Here is a 3521-nt window from a genome sequence, read left to right as displayed (position 1 = left end):
TTGTGTCTTTGGCGCATGACACATACCGGCTTGGACCGGCGTATGCCATGGATCAGTGGGTTCGGCGCCCAGACCCCTGCCCCGACCGTGCATCGTCGGCCTGGCGAGGATGAGGCAGCAAGAGGCGGGCCGTGAGCTTGGCTTCACACGGACCGGGATGCATCCGCCCAGACCCGGCCGCTGCCGCCCAGATTGCCGTGCTGACGGCTCAACTAACCCATCGCATGGCTCAAATGCCCCACCGCGGGTTGCGCCTGCCGGATCACTTTCGAGGCGCGCCGGGGCGGCCTTTCCCCTCACGCCGTCGCTTCGTGCCGCGCACCCTCGCCAGGGCCGCTGCTTGCGTCTCTACGGCCACCAGCGATCCCCGCGCGGCACAGCCGCCAGAGCCGGGACTGGTCTAAGCTTTGCGTGCCCGAACGCCACCATGCGTTCCAGCGCGCCAACTGCAAAGGCCGCCATGCACGACAGCAACCTCCATGCCCTGGAACGGGCCGCTCCGACCTACGCTCGCTGTGTCCGTCTTGCGCAGCGGAGCACGCGTGGAAGGCGAGATCTTGGCGCTCGACCCTCATGCCGGTTCTTCGGTAGGGCCTGGAGAAGACACGCATGCAGGAGCGCGAGCCCGCCGAGGCAGCCAGCCGCAAGCAATCTGCAATGCTGAGTCAAATGACGGCAGGGGACGGGCGATGAGCGAGCACGACCAGCACCAACGCCACGAGCACGAAGACCATCAGCAGCACCACCAGGCCATGATCGCCGACTTCCGCCGGCGCTTCTGGGTCTCGCTCGCGCTGACGGTCCCGATCCTGCTGCTGTCGCCGCTGATCCAGGGCTTCCTCGGGCTGACCGACCTCCTCGCCTTCCCCGCCGACGACTACGTGCTGCTCGCGTTGTCCACGGCGGTATTCCTCTACGGCGGCTGGCCGTTCCTGACCGGACTCGTCTCCGAGCTGCGCGACGGCGCGCCGGGCATGATGACGCTGATCGCACTGGCTGTAACGGTCGCCTACGGCTACTCGGCGGCGGTGGTGCTGGGGCTCGAAGGCAAGGTGTTTTTCTGGGAGCTGGCCACGCTGGTGGATGTGATGCTCCTCGGGCACTGGATCGAGATGAAGTCCGTCATGGGAGCTTCCGGGGCGCTGACGAGCCTGGTGCAGATGATGCCGGACCGGGCCCAGCGCGTGGGCGACGATGGCGAGACGGAAGAGGTCTCCGTCAGCGAGCTGCGTAAGGGCGATCGCGTCCGGGTGCGCCCCGGCGAGAAGGTGCCCATCGACGGTACCATCGTCGAGGGCAAGACCAGCCTGGATGAGTCCATGCTGACCGGCGAGTCTCGGCCTGTCGAAAAGGGCGAAGGGGACGAGGCCGTCGGCGGCTCAATCAACGGCGAGGGCAGCATCACGGTCGAGGTGCAGAAGACCGGGGAAGACACCTACCTGTCCCAGGTGGTGGAAACGGTCCGCCAGGCGCAGGCCTCGCGCTCGCGCACCCAAGACCTCGCCAATCGGGCAGCGGCCTGGCTCACTTACATCGCGCTGTCGGCCGGCGCCCTGACCTTGGCCGCCTGGCTTGGCGTCGGCCGGGCCTTCGACTTCGCGCTGGAGCGCATGGTCACCGTGATGGTCATCACCTGCCCGCATGCCCTGGGCCGCGACCGGGCCGGCTTCGAGCGCGCGCGCAAGCTCGACGCCGTCGTCTTCGACAAGACCGGCACGCTGACCGCAGGGCGCTTCGGCGTGCAAGGGGTCGCGAGCTTCGGCAGCCTGGACGACGACGAGCTGCTCCGGCTCGCCGCCGCGCTGGAGTCCCACTCCGAGCATCCCATCGCCCAGGGCATTGTCGAGGCGGCCCGGGACAAGGGGCTCGAGATCCCCGAGGCCGCCGATTTCGAGAACCTGTCTGGTCGCGGCGCCAAGGCCCAGGTAGACGGCCGCACCATCCACGTCGTAAGCCCGGGCTATCTACGCGAGCAGGAGATCCCGATGGATGGAGAGACCGTGGCCACCTTCCGTGAGCGCGGCAACACCCTGGTCTATGTGCTGGCGGATGGCCGCCCCATTGGCGCCATCGCCCTCGCGGACATCATCCGCGATGAATCCCGGGCGGCCGTCGCGCGGCTGAAGGACATGGGGATCGACTGCCTGATGCTCACCGGCGATGCGGAGGCTGTGGCCAAGACCGTGGCGCAGGAGCTGGGTCTCAGCGACTACTTTGCGGAGGTTCTACCTAACGAGAAGGCCGAGCGCATCAAGGAAGTCCAGCGCGGCGGGCGCACCGTCGCCATGGTGGGCGATGGCGTCAACGACGCCCCGGCGTTGGTGCAGGCCGACCTCGGCATCGCAATCGGCGCCGGCACGGACGTGGCCATGGAATCGGCGGATATCGTGCTGGTGGATTCCGACCCCCGTAACGTCGCCGATGTGATTGAGCTCTCGCGCGCCACTTACGGCAAGATGATTCAGAACCTGTTCTGGGCCACCGGCTACAACGCCGTCGCCATCCCGTTGGCGGCGGGCGTCGCCTACGGCGTCGGCGTCGTGCTGAGCCCGGCGGTGGGCGCCGCGCTGATGTCCCTGTCCACGGTGATCGTCGCCATCAACGCCAAGCTGCTCGGGCGCTTCAAGCCGTCGGCGACCTGAGGCGTCTCTTATCGCGTCCGCGCCACTGCCGCGGGTTGGACGGCGCTTCTGCGGGCATCTGCGTCCGCCACGCCGTGCGGCTCAACATCCCTGCCGCGACACGCTGCCAATGCCCTGCAAGTCATCGCGGCAGGGATGCCGCTCCCACAGGTGACGCATGGCTCAATGACCGGCTAAGCTCGGCGACTTACGCCACCGCGTCCAGAAACAGCCTCCGCAGCCTCAGCCCTTGCCGCAGCGCCGTTGCAGAAACGTCGCCAACAGCGCCGGTTGGGCGGCGCCGAGGAGGCGACGTTGGCCGAGATCATCCGGCGCCCTCGCGAGTGCCTGTGCCGCACGGTACGCTGCGATTCGATCCGGGTCCGCCATCATGGTGTCGGCGGGTGCATCCGCTGCCAAGGCAGGGTCCATGAGCAAGCACCAGGCCGGGAAGTCCTCCGTGGCGAGCGCAGGGGCCGAGACATGCGCGGCGGCGCCGAAATCAAGATCGCAGAAGGCGCTCCAATGGGCCGCAAGCCGGCCGTCCGGACAGTCGCCGGCAGAGAGAATGCGCTCGGCGGTCTGCGGATGTGCCCAGCAGCCTGCGAGCAGAACGGTACGGGCCGCGCGGGCGTCGCCGCTGCGCTGACATGCGCGGGCGTAGGGCGCCAGCAGCCCAGACGCGTCCCGCCAGCCGGGCTCGGCCTCGATCGCAGCCCGCGCCTGCTGCCAACGACCGAGCTGCGCGAGGGCATAGCTCGTATGCAGTCGGGGCTCGGCCGGGGCGAAGCGGCTGCCGCCTGCGGCCTGCGCCAGCCCTGCCCAAAGCAGCGCGCGGTCGTCCCCCGCCTCCGCACCCCGCAGAGCCCAGGCGCCGGGCGGGACGGCATCGATATCCCT

General features: G+C 68.8%; 2 protein-coding genes. One reads left to right on the top strand and one right to left on the bottom strand.

The features are described from left to right. Positions 1-689: 689 nt before the first annotated feature. Positions 690-2642 carry an HAD-IC family P-type ATPase gene (locus I6U14_RS08655; RefSeq protein ID WP_296898504.1) on the top strand — a complete coding sequence of 651 codons (1953 nt, stop codon included), beginning with the start codon at positions 690-692 and terminating at the stop codon, positions 2640-2642. Between the two features lie 222 nt (positions 2643-2864). Here I6U14_RS08655 and I6U14_RS08650 read toward each other — a convergent pair. Next, positions 2865-3521 (bottom strand): hypothetical protein (locus I6U14_RS08650; protein WP_296898503.1); only part of this gene is annotated, 657 nt, incomplete at its 5' end.

This window comes from Thiohalocapsa sp., from assembly GCF_019695415.1.
Lineage (GTDB): Bacteria > Pseudomonadota > Gammaproteobacteria > Chromatiales > Chromatiaceae > Thiohalocapsa.
Note: the sequence above shows the minus strand (reverse complement) of the source record. Positions and strands in the feature narration are given on the sequence as shown.